Genomic DNA, 13,751 nt, shown 5'->3' with positions numbered 1-13,751 from the left:
CTCCCCGGAGATCGACCACCGGGGGCGGTGAAACGGGCCCGGCCGCGCCGCCGAGCGCGCCGCACAGCCCAAACGCCCCGTCAACGACTACCCTCGAATCGATGACCGAGCACGACCACTCCGACAACGACGCGCACGGTGGCCCCACCCGCCGCCCCGTGCCCGCGAGCCTGACCGCACCCATCGTGCCGACGGGCCCCACGGGCCTGTCCGCTGCCTCGGGTGCGGCCCACTTCGACCCCGTCTCGCTGCGGCCCGCCGTCGACGTCACGGCCCTCGAGCACCGGCTGTCTGAGCTCGGCGCCAGCCGCAGCACGGCCGCCCTGGGCGAGCGCGCCGATCTGCTGCGCATGCTCGGCCGCCTCGACGAGGCTCTCGCCATCAGCGAAGAGGCGTTCCGCCTCGCCCACTTCACCGGCGACCGCGCCGACTCCGCCGCCGCGCGCATCCGCCGCGCGTACGTGTTCAAGGAGCAGGGCCGCCTCGAGCGCGCCTACAGCGACCTCCACACCAGCCGTCTGAGCGCCGCCACCGAGGAGTGGCACGCTCTCGAGGCCGCCGCCGCCGAGCTCGAGGGCTACACGCTCTACGACCTCGGCCGCTTCGAGGAGGCCCGCGAGGCGCTCGGCGCCGCCCTGGCCGCCTACGAGAAGGCCGGCGCCCCGGCCGAGCGCACGAACGGCCTCCGCGTCGCGATCGAGGGCGTCATGCGGGCGATCCTGCAGGGGTCGGCCGTCCCGCTCGTCGAGCCGATCGAGGAGCCCGCCGACGAGGTCGTCGAGCCCGAGGTCGAGCCGATGGTCACGCCCATCGTCGTCCAGCCGTCGCCGTTCGTCGTCCGCGACGAGCCCGTCGACGCCGAACAGGACGACGCCGACGCGATCGAGGGCGACACCGCTCCCCCGCCGCTGTTCCGCACCACGGGTTCGCCGGCGTTCCTGACGCCGTCCGACACCGCGACCGAGGCTCCGGCACGCCTCGACCCGGCCGCCGCGCGGCTCGATCCCGACGCGCCCGTCGATGAGCCCGTCCCCGACGCCGCGTCGATCGGCGTCGAGACGCAGGCCATCGCCGTCCCCCACGCGACGGCGCCTGGCACCGTCCGACTCGACGTCGACGACGAAGACCGGAACGAAGACGACGAGCCGGCCGCGACCGGCTTCGACGCCGAGGTGACCCGCGCCCGAAAGGCCGCGCGCAGCATCTGGGGCGCGTTCGACGCATCCCAGGCGGACCGCCCGAGCGACCGCTCCTAGCCGACGTGGCCGATCTGGCCCGCGTTCGGCACTGGGCTGCGGCCCTGATCGCGCTCCACCTCGACCCGTCGTGGACGTTCGGCTTCGACAACGCCAAGACCCGCGCGGGCCTCTGCAACTACGCCTCCAAGCGGATCACGGTCTCGCGCCACCTCGCCGGGCGGTACGACGACGACGAGATCCACCAGGTGCTCCTGCACGAGGTCGCGCACGCCATCGCCGGGTCCCGCGCCGGTCACGGCCCGAAGTGGGCCACGACCGCAGCCGACCTCGGCTACATCGGCGGCCGGCTCCACGACGGCGCGATCGCATCGGAGCTCGCGCCCTGGGTGGGCCGCTGCCCGGCCGGCCACGAGCACTACCGGTACCGCGCGCCGTCGCGACCGCTGGCGTGCGGGCGCTGCGCGCGGCGCTTCGACGACGCCAACCTCATCACGTGGGTGAAGCGCGCGGTCTAGACCCCGTGCTCCGGCACCCGCGCAACCCCGCGGCCCAGGTCCGGTGCCGCTCCGTGGGGTGAACCGTGCGAGACCAGACCGGCTACGGTGGTTACATGCCCGAGACGACCTGGTTCCGCTCCGACACCGGCGTCCGCTGGGCCTTCGAGTCGGGCGCGACGTGCCTCGACTTCGCGTACCTCGGCGGCTTCGCCCCCGACGCGTTCGGCCCCGCCTCCGGTCTCCCCGGTGCGACGACCGACTCCGCGTGGGACGGCCTCCTCGTCGCCGCCGACCTCGGCGACTGGCTCGCCGAGCGCTTCGGGCCGCTCGGCGCCGCGCCCTCCGACCGCGAGCTCACCGACGCCCGAGCCCTCCGCGATGCGATCGCCCGCCTGGCGCTCAGCGCCGCCGACGGCCACGCCCCGCAGTCGCGCGACATCGACGCGGTCAACCTCTACGCTGCGGTGCCCGACGTGCCGCCGTCGCTTCCGGGCGGCGGCCGCCAGGCCGGGGCCGTGCGCCTGCGGGTGAGCCAGGCTATGGCGTCCGTCGCGCGCGACGCCGTGCACATGCTCGCCGGCGTCGGGTTCGTCGGCGACCCGGCGCGGCGCCTGCGACGGTGCGCGGCCGACGACTGCGGGCTGGTCTTCCACGACGACTCGCGCGCCGGAACACGCCGGTGGTGCTCGATGACGAAGTGCGGCAACCGGGCGAAGGTGCGGGCGCATCGGGCGCGGGCCGCAGTTCCTGCGAGCAAGCCTCAGGCCTGAGCAGAAGGCGACGCAGCCCCGGGGTTAACGACGTCGACCCCGCACTCGGCGGGGTCGAACGATCAGGCGAGGCGTCTACTCGACGACCTGCACCTCTTTCCAGAAGGCGACGTAGTTCGAGAAGTCCTTGCCGACGCGGTCGAACGCGGTCGGGTACGGGGTGGGGTAGCTGAAGGCGCGGTCCTGGAGGCCGTTCACCGAGAAGTACTGGCACTCGCCCTTCCAGGGGCAGGTGTAGGGGGTGTCGGTCTTCTCGAGGAGCGCGTCGTTGACGCTCGCCGGCGGGAAGTACCAGTTGCCCTCGATCTTGATGAGGTCGGCTTCGGGGGCCTCTGCCACCACGGTTCCGTCGAGTACTGCCTTCATTTCGTCCTCCAAGGGTTGTTGACGGGGTGAACGCTACCCGCGCGAGGTGAATTCCCGCAGGGTGGCGACGGCGGCCGCGTGCTCTCGCCGCTGGTCGCGGGCGTCGGCGAGTTCCTGCCCCGATGTCGAGGCCGTGAGCAGATGCGCCGTCGCGCGACGGAGCCCCTGCCAGGCGGCGCACGCGGCTGCGGCCTCGGGCGACGAGAAGTCGATGCCGACCGCGGCGAGGGCGTCGACGACTGCTCCGGCTGCGAGGTGGTCTTCGACGGCCGTGCGGAATCCGTCGTCGTCGATCGAACCGGCGCCCACGACGGCCACGACGGCGCGGTCGCCGAGCTGCTCCTGAAGCGCGAGCACGTGCGCGGCGGCGTCCTGAGCCGACGTCTCGGTGGCGCAGAGCACGGCGACGTTCGGCGGGCAGGCGTCGGTCACCGCGGCGGCGAGCAGGGCGGCCGACGCCGACCCGTGTCCGTCCAGCTCGTCGGCCACGACGACGACGTGGGCGCCCTCCGCGATGCGCCGGGCTCCGGCCTCGCCCCACTCGAACCGGACCTGGTAGCGCTCCTGATGCATGGCTCCAGGCTAGCCAGATTGATCGAGCCAGCCAGGATGCCTGGCCAGTCAGGTCGTCCGGGCCGGGCGGGTGCAGACTGGCCCCATGCACGTGCAGCTCAAGCTCACCCTCGCCTGCTCTCCGGCCGCCGCGATCGACGCGCTCGCGAACCCCGAGGTCATGGTCGCCGTCACCCGCCCGCTCGTGAAGTACCGATCGCTCTCGCGCTTCCCTCGCCGCTGGAGTTCCGAGCCGCACCTCGTGAGCGCCAGCATCCTCGGCGTCTTCCCGCTCGGTCGCACGCACGTCGACCTGAGCTGGCGCACGGTGCAGGGGGCGCGCATCCAAGAAGACACCGGCACCGGGGTCGCAGGAACGTTCCGCACCCTGTCCATCCGCCACCGAATGGCGGTGTCGCCCGCTCCGCTCCCCTCCGGCCTGCCGCGCGGGACCCTCCTCCGCGACCGCCTCGAGTTCGACGCGGGCCTCCTCGGCCCGCTGCTGTGGCCGGGGCTGTGGCTCGTGTGGCAGTGGCGCGGGTACCGCATGCGTCGGCTCGCGCCGACGTGGACGACCCCGGCGCGCGCGTAGCCGTCGGTGGCCGCGTCGGCGGGTGCTCGTCGGGTTCGGCGCGTCTCCGGGGGTACGCCCGAGCCGACCGCCACCCGCCCATCCACCCACGGCGAGTAGCGTCGGAAGGGTGAATCAGCCCGCGCAGTACGCCCTCGACATCGCCTCGTGGCGCCGCACCATCCACGACACCTACCGCTCCGTGCGCGAGGCCGCCGACCTCGAGGCGGCCCACGACCTCTGGCGCCGAACCCGCGACGACCTCTTCGCCACGCACCCCTCGACTCCCCTCCTGCCCGAGGACCGCCCGGTCTTCACCGGCCTCCCCACCAAGCCCTATGACAGGAACTGGCGGTTCGAGGTCGAGGTCACCCCGGCACCCGCCCACCGCATGGTCGTCCCCACCGGCACCGACGGCGACGTGCCCTTCGACCGCGTCGGGCTCGTCGACGTGCCCGGCGTCGGCTCCCTCGACGTCTGGCGCCTCGGCTCGTACGGCGGCGGCATCTTCGTGCCCGTGAAGGACGCCCTCGCCGGCAAGCCCGGAGGCACCTACGGCGGCGGCCGCTATCTCATCGACACGGTCAAGGGCGCCGACCTGGGCCCCGGGGCGGCGCCGGGCAGCCTCGTGCTCGACTTCAACTTCGCCTACAACCCCAGCTGCGCCTACGACCCGGCATGGGCCTGCCCACTCGCGCAGCCGGGAAACACGGTGGCCGTGGAGATCCCCGTCGGCGAGCGGTACTCGGGCACGCACTGAGCCGCTTCGCGTTCGCTCTCCGAGTCGATCCGGGCAGAGACGCGGTTGCGGCTCCGTATCTGCCCGATCCGACTAGCTGACGAGACAGGCCGCCACCTCGAGCGCGAACCACAGCAGGTGCCCCGCCGCGACCAGCATGACCACTCGCCGCACGGCCGCACGCACCGTCATCTGCGCCATCGATTCTCCATCGCCCAGAACGAGCGCCTCGGCCATGGCCACCACCGGCAGGAACGCCGCGCCCACGGTCGTCCACGCCTGAGGCAGGAACTCGCCCGCGAACCCGCTGCCGTCGTCGGGCGCGAACGTGGTCCCGAGTCCGAGAACCACCAGCGGGACTCCGAGCAGCGCCAGGATCACCACCGTTCCGATCATCGCCCCGGCGATCGCGCCCGGCCACGGCCAGCGCGGCGTCGGCCGCCGCAGCACGACGACCGTCGCGGCCGACAGCGCCACGACCGCGAGGGCGGCCACGACGGCCGCCGGGATCCAGTGCCCGTCGGCCCGGGCGAGAAACCAGAGCGCGATGTCGGCTGCTCCCAGAGCGGCCCACGCCCCGAGCACCGCGAGCGTCACGCCGACGTCCGTGACGGCACGGGTCGCGGTCGAGGTCATGCCTCCAGCGTCGCTCGCCCGCGCCGCTCCCGCGTCGCCCGCGGGTTCGACACGCGTCGTCCGCAGGTCGCTATGCGACCAGGACGTCCTGCGAACTCGGGCGGGGCGCCAGGCTGAGACTCTCACCCGCTTGCACGACCCGACCAGTCGGCGTCGCTAACGCGGCGGCGGCGGCGGGCAGTTGTCGCCGCAGCCCTCCCAGCCAGCCCATTCGACTGCTGAGTCGTCGGTGAACGCTCCCATCGGGTCGTCGGGATCGGGCCGGATGCCGGGTGGCCACTCGGTGGGGCTGGGCACCGCGGCCGGCCCCGTCGGGAACTCCGATTCGTGGACCGAGGACCAGGATTCAACACCGAAAGACCTCTCGAAAGCGGCCGCTAGCGCTGAAACGCCGATGCTGTAGGCTTGGATCACTTGCGAGCCGACCCGATCGGCTCTCTGCGTCGTAGTACGCCCCTCTGATCCCGGCCTCGCACCTACCAGCGAGTCACGGAATCGCGAAGCTCACTCTGCGGCGAAACGATCGAGTGAAACCGCTCCGTCGCCACATTCGAGTCCAGCTGCGCCGTTGACAGACGCACGCCCAGGAGGCTCGAAAACCTGTGCCTGAAAGGCAACCATTGACTGACACCCTCACCCCCGCCGTCGAGCAGGACGAGAACACCACGACCTTCGCGTCGCTCGGCGTCCCCGCCCCGATCGTCAAGGCCCTGAGCGCCGACGGCAAGACCACCGCGTTCCCGATCCAGGTCGACACGCTCCCCGACACGCTGTCGGGCCGCGACGTCCTCGGCCGCGGAAAGACCGGCTCCGGCAAGACCCTCGCCTTCTCCATCCCGATGGCCGCCCGCCTCGGCGGCTCGCTCGCCGGCGGCAAGCGCCGCCCGGGTCGTCCGCTGGGCCTCGTGCTCGCTCCGACCCGCGAGCTCGCCACCCAGATCGACGCGGTCCTCGCGCCGATGGCTGCCGCCTACGGCATGAACACCACCACGATCTTCGGCGGCGTCTCGCAGAACCGCCAGGTCCAGGCGCTCAAGCAGGGCGTCGACATCATCGTGGCGTGCCCCGGACGCCTCGAAGACCTCATGAAGCAGGGCTTCGTGAAGCTCGACGCCATCGAGATGACCGTCCTCGACGAGGCCGACCACATGGCCGACCTGGGCTTCCTGCCCGGTGTGACCCGCATCCTGAAGGCCACGCCCGAGAACGGACAGCGCCTCCTGTTCAGCGCGACGCTGGACAACGGCGTCGACAAGCTCGTCAAGCAGTTCCTGCACAACGAGGTCCTGCACTCGGTCGACGAGGCGAACTCGCCCGTCGCCAAGATGACCCACCACGTGTTCGAGACCGAGTCGGTCGAGACCAAGAAGGCCCTGATCAACACGCTCGCCTCGGGCCAGGGCCGCCGCATCCTCTTCATGCGCACGAAGCACCACGCCAAGAAGCTCGCCAAGCAGCTGACCGAGTCGGGCATCCCGGCCGTCGACCTGCACGGCAACCTCTCGCAGCCGCAGCGCGACCGCAACCTGGCTGCGTTCCAGGACGGAACGGCCCGCGTCCTCGTCGCCACCGACGTCGCCGCCCGCGGTGTGCACGTCGACGACATCGAGCTCGTGATCCACGTCGACCCGCCGACCGAGCACAAGGCGTACCTGCACCGCTCGGGCCGCACGGCTCGTGCCGGGGCCGAGGGCGACGTGGTCACCCTCATCATCCCGAGCCAGCGTCGCGACGTCGCGCAGATGATGAAGAAGGCCGACATCCACGCGACCCCCGTCGCCGTGAAGCCCGACTCCAAAGAGGTCAAGGCCCTTGTCGGCGAGGTCGCCGCGTACGTGAAGCCCGCCCCCAAGTCGGAGCGCGCCGAGCAGCACCAGGGCGGCGGCCGCTCGACCGGCGCGAACGCCCAGCGCAAGCGCGCCGCTCGCCAGACGTCCGACGGCTCGCCGATCGCCCGAAAGGACCGCTCGGGTCGCCCCGCGCAGTCTGGTGGAGCATCGACCGAAGGAACTCGGGGCGCTCGCCAGCAGGGCGGCGCCGGTCGCGGTAGCGGCCAGGCCGCCGGCGGTCGTGGCGGCCAGGGCGGGCGCAGCCAGGCCCCCCGCACCGGCAGCTCCACCTTCTACTCGACGGAGTCCGGCGCCGGGTCGTCGACCCCGGTCCGCGACGAGCGTCCGGCGCGCGACGAGCGCCAGCCGCGCCGCGCCCAGAGCGACGGCGGCTCGAGCCGCACGAACTCGACCCGGAACGACCAGGCGGCGTTCGCCGCGGAGCAGTCCGGCCAGCCCGGCGCGCGTCGCGACGGCAACGGCGGCGGCTCGCGCCGGGCGTCGTCGGCCGGCGGTCGCCCGGCGTCGCTCAAGGTGGGGGCGCTCGTGCGCGGCAGCGCGCCCCGCAACGGCGGCGGTCGCGGCCGCTAGGCGGAGTTCCTGCGCCCTCGCTGTCTTTCGAGATGGCGGGGGCGTTCTCCGTTTAACGAGGGCCGAGCGCAACCCCCGCCGCGAATCTGGGCGACCCCGGCGCAGACGTGGTGGCCTGGAGGGGACGACGAAAGGGGCCCCATGGCCGATCGACAGTATGTTCTCCGTTCTGGACGCCGAGTGGGCACCTCAGCGGCCGGCGATCCGATCGCTCGCCGGCTGGTGCTGCTGTGCCACCCGACGCCGGGTGCGGGCGGATTCGACCCCGATCCGCGGATCACGGGTCCGTGGGGCGTGCACCTCCTGACCCTCGACCGCCCGGGGTACGGCGTCTCGGAGCCCGTGACCGATCCGGCCGACGCGTCGATCGCGCGGTGGGCCGACGATCTCGACGAGTACGTCTCGTCGGCGGAGCAGATGGCCGAAGAGACGCAGCGGGTCGACTTCGGCGCCGTGGGCCTGGTCGGCTGGGGCTCGGGTGGCGCCACCGCGCTCGCCTTCGCCGCCCGGCACCCCGATCGCGTGGACCGGGTGACGATCGTCGGCACGGCCGCTCCGAAGCGTCGGTCGCCGGTCGACAAATCGGCCGAGATCGCCGAATTCGCCCGGGTCAAGACCAACGCCAGCGTCGCCGAGGTGGCGGCCGGCCTCGAGCAGACCCCGTTCGCCACGTTCGCGGCGCTGGGCATCGCCGACGACGATCCGACGATGGCGCGGCTTCCCGAGCTCGACGCGATGGGCCTGAGATCGCGGCTCGGTCGCATGCTCGACGAGTCCGCCGTTCAGGGCGCGACCGGGTACGCGACCGATCTGCTGAGCCTCGCCGACGGCTCGTGGGCCGACGACCTGGGGTCGATCACGGCGTCGGTCCAGCTCGTCTACGGCGACTCCGACCCCGCCGCTGACGTCTCGGACGGGCACTGGTTCGCCGACCGGATCCCCGACGCGACGGTCGTCTCGGTGCAGGGCGCCGGGCGACTGGCGATCGTGGACGAGTGGGCGCGAATCCTGAAGCACGTCGCTCCGCAGCACGGGGCGATCGGCGAGGACGTAGCCGAGGGGCGCTGACGCGCGATGGTCAGCGCGCCAGGAGCGCCTGACCCAGCTCGCTGCGGAGGTAGAGCACGCTGCGGCCGTACCGCGTCGCCGTGACCAGGCCGCCGGCGTGGAGCGCGCGCAGGTGCTGGTTGACGGCCGACGTCGTGACGTCGAACCGCACGCCGAGCTCCGTCGACGACGCGGGCGACTCGAGAGCGACGAGCAGGGCCGCGCGCGTCTCGCCGAGCAGGGCGGCGACGGCTTCGACGGTGGCGGGCTTCTCGGTCTCCCAGAGGGCTCCGCGGCCACGGGCGGCGTAGAGCAGCAGGGGTGGCTCGTCGTCGTCGACCGCCGACGAGACCCGCCGCGAGAACATGGTCGGCACGAGGGTGAAGCCCCGGCCTGCGACGTCGATGGAGCGGTCGCGCGGATCGGTCGGCCTGACCGTCAGGACGTTGTCGGCGAACGACACGTTCTCGGCGATCTCGCCGAGCATCGCGGCGAGACCCGACTCGGCGATGCGACGGCCGCGGTGAACGATGTCAGCCTGCAGGATGCTCCGCATGCGCGGCCACCACGGCGCGAAGGTGGCGTTCCAGTAGGCCGAGAGCGCGGCGACGGTGCGGGCGAGGGCGCGACGCGGGGTCTGCCCGAAAGGAGCGGGCAGGGCGCCGTGTACCGCCTCGATCTGGGCGACGAAGAGGCTCGGCGACATCGCGGCGAGGGTCTGCAGCTCATCGTCGATCACCGTCAGGGGCGAGTCGGGGCGCGGGTTCAGGAAGTCGGGGGTCCACAGCCGCTCGTCGACCAGCGCGAGCAGCACCTCGAGGTCCAGCGAGGCACGGGCCTCCTGAGTGCGCAGCAGCCACGGCAGCTGCAGCGGGTACCGGGCCGGCTCGCGAAGGGTGCGCAGCGACAGCCCCATCTCGCACAGCGGCGACACCCCGAACCGGATGTCGCCGAGATCGGTGTCGGTGAAGCGGTAGCGCAGCATGAAGCATCACGCTACATCCATCGCGCAGGAACTCGGGGTGGTGGCAGAAAGGTCAGGTGCCCCGCATCGCCACCCGACTCCGCCGACCGTTCGCCGACCCGGTGGTCCGCGTGCTCGCCACCGCCACGCTCGTCTCCACCCTCGGTCGCGGAGCCTTCTTCACGCTGACGGCGCTGTACTTCACCCTGATCGTCGGGCTCTCGGCGACGCAGGTCGCGCTCATCCTGACGGTGGCGAGCGCCGTCGGCGTCGGCACGTCGCTGCTCGGCGGCCACCTGTCAGACCGCCTGAGCGCACGGCGCCTGCTGTTCGCGCTCGTCGTCGCGCAAGGACTCGCGCTGCTCTCGTACGCCTTCGTGACGTCGTTCGGGGCGGTGCTGGTCGTCGCCTGCATCGTCAACGGGGTGCAGGCCGCCGCGAATGCCACGCGGTCCGCGGTCATCGCCCGGGCGTTCACCGGCCGCGCACGCGTGACGACGCGGGCCCTGCTGCGCACCGTCACCAACATCGGCATCGCCGTCGGATCGGCGGCCGCCGGAGTACCCCTGCTCATCGGCACGGGCACGGCCTTCCGCACGGCCATCGTGCTCGCCGCCTGCGCGACGCTCGCCAGCTCGCTCCCACTCCTGCGACTCCCGGTGCGCGTGAATGCCTCCCCTGCCATCGCGACAGCAGACTCGGCCGGCGGCCGCTCCCCCTTCCGCGACCCCGCCTACCTCGCGATCACCGCGCTCTCCGGCCTGTTCGGCATCCAGTTCGCTCTCGCCGAGGTCGGCCTGCCGCTGTGGATCGTGCACGACACCGAGGCGCCGGTCATTCTCGTATCGGTAATCCTGATCGTGAACACGGTGCTCGTCATCGCGCTGCAGATCCCGCTGGCGCGACGGACGGACACGATCGCCCGCTCGGGCCGCGCCGTCGGCATCGCCGGAGCCCTGATGCTCGGCGCCTGCGTGGCCTACGGCACCTCGGGCCGGACTGGCGCGATCGTCGCCGGAGGGCTTCTCGTCGTGGGCATGCTGTTCCACACGTTCGCCGAGATCCTCTCGTCGGCCGGCGCCTGGAACCTCGGCTTCGAGCTCGCCGACCCGACGCGCGCCGGCGCCTACCAGGGCGTGTTCTCGATGGGCTTCTCGCTCGGCTCGCTGTTCGGGCCCCTCATCGTCGCGGCCACGGCACTGGCGCACGGGTTCGCCGGGTGGATGGTGCTCGCCGCGGTGTTCGTCGTGGCGGCCGGCGGGGTGGTGGCTGTGGTGCGCACGCGGGTTCGCGCTGCGGTTCCGGCGGCCTGACACATTTTGCTCGTGCCAACCCCAGACCTGATAGAACGGCATCATGCGAATCCTGTTCATTGGCGGCACCGGAATCATCAGCTCGGCCGCGGCCGTCCGAGCCCAGTCCCTCGGCCACGAGGTCACCCTCCTGAATCGCGGAAGCTCGTCGATCAGACCCGTCCCGAGCGGAGTCGAGGTCGTCACGGGCGACGTCCGCGACCCGGCCTCCGTGCGGAACGCCATCGGCGACCGGATGTTCGACGTCGTCGTCGACTTCGTCGCATTCACGCCGGAGCAGGTGCAGGGCGACATCGACCTGTTCTCGGGGCGCACCGGCCAGTACGTCTTCATCAGCTCCGCCTCGGCGTACGCCAAGCCCGTGCCATCGCTCCCGATCCGCGAGTCGTCGCCGCTGCGCAACCCGTTCTGGCAGTACTCGCGCGACAAGATCGCCTGCGAAGACCTGCTGATGAAGGCCTACCGCGACACCGGCTTCCCGATCACGATCATCCGCCCCTCGCACACCTACGACCGCACCGGCCTCCCGGTCACCGGCGGTTGGACCGTCATCGACCGCATGCGCCGCGGCCTCGACGTGATCGTGCCGGGCGACGGCACCTCGCTGTGGACGCTCACCCACACCGACGACTTCGCCAAGGCCTTCGTCGGCCTGCTCGGGCTGCCGTCGGCGGTCGGCGAGACGTTCCAGATCACCTCCGACGAGGCCATGCCCTGGAACGAGATCTACACGACGCTCGCGCGAGCCGCCGGCGTCGACGACCCGTCGCTCGTGCACGTCGCGAGCGAGACCATCGCGCTGGCCGAGCCCGAGTGGGGCCCGGGAATCCTGGGCGACAAGGCGCACTCGGTCGTGTTCGACAACAGCAAGGTCAAGGCGTTCGTGCCGGACTACGTCGCGACGATCCCGTGGGTCGCCGGGGCTGCCGAGATCCTGCGCTGGTTCGATGAAGACGAGTCGCGGCGCGTGGTGGACGCGCGCACCAACGAGGTGTTCGACCGACTCGTGCGGGCGGCGCGGCTGGACTAGCCTGCCCTAGACCTCGGCCGTCGCACCCACGAGCGCCGGCGCGATCGCCTGCGCCCACATCCGGTGCATGGCGCGGAACGAGAACGCGTCCTCGATGTACATCTCGGTGATCCGCCAGTCCGGGAAGGGCACGAAATCCGCGCCCATCTCGTCGGCGACCGCCGCGCTCACGGCGTTCAGCCGGGCCACCTGCGCCGAGATGAGAGCCCGCCCCGAGGGCTGGATCGGGCGGAAGTCCTGCATCGGGGGGACGCCGGCGATGGCGACGCGGGTCGACGTTCCGGCGGCCTGCCTCGCGGAGCCGACGATCGCCCGCAGGGACCTCCGCCACCGCTCGTCGTCGGTGCCGAGCAGCACGTCGGGGATCCCGAGGAGCACCACCACGACATCGGTCCCGGGCGTGACGACAGCGTGCTGCGCCGCCTCGGAGATGGTGAGGCTGGGGTCGGTGACGACGTCCCACGCGACTCCGCGTCCGGTGCGGGCACCCACGCAGCCCGCCACCTGAGCCGGCACCGCCATGCTCTCGTCGAGCACTCCGTAGCCGCTGACGGCGATGTCGCCGACGAACAGCATCCGAATCGGATCCTCCCCGTCGACGACCCGCTCGGCGGCGACCGTCGGAAAGATCCCGGCGGCGATGGTTCGGCGGTAGATGGCGAAGTGGGCGAGCAGAACGGGTCGGACGAGCCGGCGCAGCAGTGATCGGCTGAAGGGCATGGGAGGCGGGTGTCTCTCGTTGTCGCCGAGGATGTGCGGCGCGGGGCGGGTGGTGCGGGTGTGACTCCACACTGGCAGAAAGGAGGACACACTTCTGTCCCCCGATGGGGGCGATATCTCCCGTCACGAGGCGCGCGGGAGGTCCGCCTAGAGTGAGAGCGTGACGAAGGCGGGCATGTGGGGGCGGTTCGCGATCCTGCTGATCGCTTCTGCCGTGGCTCTGGTGCCGGTGGCGGTGGTGGTCTGGCGCGCGTTCGAGTTCGGGCCGGGCGGCGTCGCCGCGATCCCGCGCGGGCCTGCCCTGGCCTGGTTCGGCAACAGCCTCGCCGTCACGGGAGCGACCGTCGTCGTGAGCCTCGTGGTGGCGGCGCCGGCCGCGTACGTGCTCTCGCGCGGGCGGTCGCGGCTGGTCGACGGATACTCGCTGGTGGTGTTCGCGCTGCAGTCGTTCCCGGTCTTCCTGGCCGTGGTGCCGCTGTTCGTGCTGTTCGCGCGAGCCGGGCTGGTCGACTCGCTGCCCGGCCTGACGCTCGTCTACATCGGCACGACGGTCGCCACCGTCGTCTTCATGCTGACCACTGCGATCGACGCGATCCCGCGGAGCCTCGAGGAGGCAGCGTGGATGGACGGCTGCAGCGTCGCCGGGGCCTTCGTGCGCATCGTGCTCAGGAACTGCCTGCCGGGCCTGGCCTCCGCCGGAGTCTTCGCCTTCCTCCTGGCCTGGAACGAGTACCTCGTCGCCCTGATCTTCCTGCGCTCGACGTCGAACTACACGCTCGGCATCGGCCTGAGCGCGGCGGGCGGGTCGCCGGCCCTCGCGGTGCTGATGATGCTGCCGCCGATCGCGGTCTTCCTGATCTTCCGGCGCCACTTCAGCGTCGGCGGCGTCGCGGGTGCCCTCGCCGGCACCTGACGCCGCCCGCCCGT

Annotated in this window: 15 protein-coding genes; 10 read left to right on the top strand and 5 right to left on the bottom strand. The window is 72.2% G+C overall.

Features of this window, described 5'->3' with window-relative positions; all coding sequences use genetic code 11:
* Window positions 1–101: 101 nt before the first annotated feature.
* The 3 genes from EDF46_RS13760 (at window position 102) to EDF46_RS13750 (ending at window position 2,466) form a co-directional block, all read left to right on the top strand.
* Window positions 102–1,256, top strand: coding sequence for a tetratricopeptide repeat protein (locus tag EDF46_RS13760; RefSeq protein ID WP_123506872.1), 1,155 nt, complete (start codon window positions 102–104; stop codon window positions 1,254–1,256).
* A gap of 5 nt (window positions 1,257–1,261) precedes the next feature.
* Window positions 1,262–1,714 carry a SprT-like domain-containing protein gene (locus EDF46_RS13755; RefSeq protein ID WP_123506871.1) on the top strand — a complete coding sequence of 151 codons (453 nt, stop codon included), beginning with the start codon at window positions 1,262–1,264 and terminating at the stop codon, window positions 1,712–1,714.
* Between the two features lie 95 nt (window positions 1,715–1,809).
* Window positions 1,810–2,466, top strand: coding sequence for a CGNR zinc finger domain-containing protein (locus tag EDF46_RS13750; RefSeq protein ID WP_123506870.1), 657 nt, complete (start codon window positions 1,810–1,812; stop codon window positions 2,464–2,466).
* Between the two features lie 75 nt (window positions 2,467–2,541).
* On the opposite strand, the gene EDF46_RS13745 is transcribed toward EDF46_RS13750, so the two are convergent.
* On the bottom strand, window positions 2,542–2,832 hold the full coding sequence (locus tag EDF46_RS13745) for a DUF427 domain-containing protein (RefSeq protein WP_123506869.1): 291 nt from the start codon (window positions 2,830–2,832) through the stop codon (window positions 2,542–2,544).
* A gap of 33 nt (window positions 2,833–2,865) precedes the next feature.
* Window positions 2,866–3,405: a hypothetical protein gene (locus EDF46_RS13740; RefSeq protein ID WP_123506868.1), complete on the bottom strand. Its 540-nt coding sequence runs from the start codon at window positions 3,403–3,405 to the stop codon at window positions 2,866–2,868.
* Window positions 3,406–3,490: 85 nt separating this feature from the next.
* On the opposite strand from EDF46_RS13740, the gene EDF46_RS13735 reads away from it, so the two are divergent.
* Window positions 3,491–3,976, top strand: a complete 486-nt coding sequence (locus EDF46_RS13735; protein WP_123506867.1) for a hypothetical protein — start codon at window positions 3,491–3,493, stop codon at window positions 3,974–3,976.
* 109 nt (window positions 3,977–4,085) lie between these two features.
* Window positions 4,086–4,715, top strand: a complete 630-nt coding sequence (locus EDF46_RS13730; RefSeq protein WP_123506866.1) for a DUF1684 domain-containing protein — start codon at window positions 4,086–4,088, stop codon at window positions 4,713–4,715.
* 72 nt (window positions 4,716–4,787) lie between these two features.
* On the opposite strand, the gene EDF46_RS13725 is transcribed toward EDF46_RS13730, so the two are convergent.
* Complete coding sequence (locus EDF46_RS13725) at window positions 4,788–5,330, bottom strand: hypothetical protein (RefSeq protein WP_123506865.1); 543 nt, start codon at window positions 5,328–5,330, stop codon at window positions 4,788–4,790.
* A gap of 620 nt (window positions 5,331–5,950) precedes the next feature.
* Between EDF46_RS13725 and EDF46_RS13720 the strand changes: the two genes are divergently transcribed.
* Window positions 5,951–7,750, top strand: coding sequence for a DEAD/DEAH box helicase (locus tag EDF46_RS13720; protein WP_199738282.1), 1,800 nt, complete (start codon window positions 5,951–5,953; stop codon window positions 7,748–7,750).
* Between the two features lie 180 nt (window positions 7,751–7,930).
* Window positions 7,931–8,818 (top strand): alpha/beta fold hydrolase, encoded by an 888-nt coding sequence (locus EDF46_RS13715; protein ID WP_158614258.1) that lies wholly within the window; start codon window positions 7,931–7,933, stop codon window positions 8,816–8,818.
* Between the two features lie 10 nt (window positions 8,819–8,828).
* Here EDF46_RS13715 and EDF46_RS13710 read toward each other — a convergent pair whose 3' ends face one another.
* Complete coding sequence (locus EDF46_RS13710) at window positions 8,829–9,782, bottom strand: DUF5937 family protein (RefSeq protein ID WP_123506862.1); 954 nt, start codon at window positions 9,780–9,782, stop codon at window positions 8,829–8,831.
* Window positions 9,783–9,838: 56 nt separating this feature from the next.
* Here EDF46_RS13710 and EDF46_RS13705 point away from each other — a divergent pair, with 56 nt between their 5' ends.
* Complete coding sequence (locus EDF46_RS13705) at window positions 9,839–11,074, top strand: MFS transporter (RefSeq protein WP_123506861.1); 1,236 nt, start codon at window positions 9,839–9,841, stop codon at window positions 11,072–11,074.
* Window positions 11,075–11,117: 43 nt separating this feature from the next.
* Window positions 11,118–12,104, top strand: coding sequence for an SDR family oxidoreductase (locus tag EDF46_RS13700; protein WP_123506860.1), 987 nt, complete (start codon window positions 11,118–11,120; stop codon window positions 12,102–12,104).
* A 6-nt stretch (window positions 12,105–12,110) separates the two neighbouring features.
* Here the strand turns inward: EDF46_RS13700 and EDF46_RS13695 are convergent, their stop codons facing one another.
* Window positions 12,111–12,824, bottom strand: a complete 714-nt coding sequence (locus EDF46_RS13695) for a GDSL-type esterase/lipase family protein (RefSeq protein WP_123506859.1) — start codon at window positions 12,822–12,824, stop codon at window positions 12,111–12,113.
* A gap of 160 nt (window positions 12,825–12,984) precedes the next feature.
* Between EDF46_RS13695 and EDF46_RS13690 the strand changes: the two genes are divergently transcribed.
* Window positions 12,985–13,737, top strand: a complete 753-nt coding sequence (locus tag EDF46_RS13690; RefSeq protein ID WP_123506858.1) for a carbohydrate ABC transporter permease — start codon at window positions 12,985–12,987, stop codon at window positions 13,735–13,737.
* Window positions 13,738–13,751: the final 14 nt, after the last annotated feature.

Origin of the sequence: Frondihabitans sp. PhB188 (genome assembly GCF_003752365.1) — a bacterium.
Taxonomy (GTDB): domain Bacteria; phylum Actinomycetota; class Actinomycetes; order Actinomycetales; family Microbacteriaceae; genus Frondihabitans.
The sequence above is the reverse complement of the archived record's forward strand: the minus strand, read 5'-3'. Positions and strand labels throughout refer to the sequence as shown.

Excerpts from the sequence above, each read along its gene's own strand:
- EDF46_RS13760 (WP_123506872.1), top strand. The coding sequence starts at position 102 with ATGACCGAGCACGACCACTCCGACAACGACGCGCACGGTGGCCCCACC.
- EDF46_RS13750 (WP_123506870.1), top strand. The coding sequence starts at position 1,810 with ATGCCCGAGACGACCTGGTTCCGCTCCGACACCGGCGTCCGCTGGGCC.
- EDF46_RS13745 (WP_123506869.1), bottom strand. The coding sequence starts at position 2,832 with ATGAAGGCAGTACTCGACGGAACCGTGGTGGCAGAGGCCCCCGAAGCC.
- EDF46_RS13740 (WP_123506868.1), bottom strand. The coding sequence starts at position 3,405 with ATGCATCAGGAGCGCTACCAGGTCCGGTTCGAGTGGGGCGAGGCCGGA.
- EDF46_RS13735 (WP_123506867.1), top strand. The coding sequence starts at position 3,491 with ATGCACGTGCAGCTCAAGCTCACCCTCGCCTGCTCTCCGGCCGCCGCG.
- EDF46_RS13725 (WP_123506865.1), bottom strand. The coding sequence starts at position 5,330 with ATGACCTCGACCGCGACCCGTGCCGTCACGGACGTCGGCGTGACGCTC.
- EDF46_RS13710 (WP_123506862.1), bottom strand. The coding sequence starts at position 9,782 with ATGCTGCGCTACCGCTTCACCGACACCGATCTCGGCGACATCCGGTTC.
- EDF46_RS13700 (WP_123506860.1), top strand. The coding sequence starts at position 11,118 with ATGCGAATCCTGTTCATTGGCGGCACCGGAATCATCAGCTCGGCCGCG.
- EDF46_RS13695 (WP_123506859.1), bottom strand. The coding sequence starts at position 12,824 with ATGCCCTTCAGCCGATCACTGCTGCGCCGGCTCGTCCGACCCGTTCTG.